This window comes from Arthrobacter ulcerisalmonis, from assembly GCF_900609065.1.
GTDB classification, from domain to species: Bacteria; Actinomycetota; Actinomycetes; order Actinomycetales; family Micrococcaceae; genus Arthrobacter; species Arthrobacter ulcerisalmonis.
Map to the genome: position 1 here is coordinate 1 of NZ_UXAU01000003.1, position 1,036 is coordinate 1,036.

At 61.5% G+C, this 1,036-nt stretch carries 1 pseudogene; it reads right to left on the minus strand.

Features of this window, described 5'->3' with window-relative positions:
• Positions 1-44 precede the first annotated feature (44 nt).
• Positions 45-1,036, minus strand: a pseudogene (locus PSET11_RS00020) (IS3 family transposase); the annotation flags it as partial.

The following is a 1,036-nucleotide window of genomic DNA, read 5'->3' on the forward strand; positions in this document are numbered from 1 at the left end:
TGAGCTGCTGCGGGGATTTCGGACAGCGGAATTAGTGGTTTCTTCTACGCTGCCAGGGCTGGCTGTTGATAACCATAGTGGACTTCGTTGGGCCGACGGTAACCGAGCGCGGAGTGACGGCGCCGGCTGTTGTAAAACCCTTCGATGTAGCGGATGACGTCGCTCCGGGCTTGTGATTTGGTCGCGTAAACGGTCCGATAGACGCGCTCGTTTTTCAGGGCTGAGAAGAACGATTCGGCCATGCTGTTGTCCCAGCACACACCCGTGCGGCCCATCGACGATCGCATGCCTAGGCCGGTCACCAAGGCCCTGAATTCGGTCGAGGTGTAGACGCTGCCCCGGTCGGAGTGCCATATCGCGTGAGGCTCGATCAGGGTCGTAGCGGCGGCGTTGTTGAGCGCGTCGGCGACGAGTTCGGTGCGCATGTGATCGGCGATGGACCAGCCGACGACTTTCTTCGAGTAGCAGTCGATGACGGTGGCGAGGTAGACGAATCCTTGCCAGGTGTGGATGTACGTGATGTCGCCGACGAACTTCACCCCGGGGCGGTCGGCGGTGAAGTCGCGTTTGACGAGGTCGGGCATGCCCGCGGCCGCGTCGGCGTCAGCCTCGGTAGTGATCCGGAAGGGGCGTGGTTGACAGGCCACCAGGCCCTCATTACGCATGATCTGCCGCACCAACTCCGGAGAGCACTCGGTCTTTTCCGCGGCGAGATCGGCGTGGATGCGCCGGTACCCGTAAGTCCCCTCGGAATCCTCGAAGAAGTGCTGGATCCGGGCGGTCAGGGCCTCGCGGCGGGCCGCTGTGGCCGATTGCGGACGTGTGGCCCAGTGATAGAAACCGGACGTCGAGACGGCCAACCAGCGGCACATTTTCACGACCGAATTTAGATTGGCGGGCTCGGCTTTTTGGGAATCGATGAATTCATACTTGCTCACTACCGCTGCTCCCGCGCGAAGTAAGCGCTGGCTTTTTTCAAGAAGGCAGTCTCCGCGCGCAGCTCTTGAACTTCACGCTCGAGCTCTTTGAGCCGGGC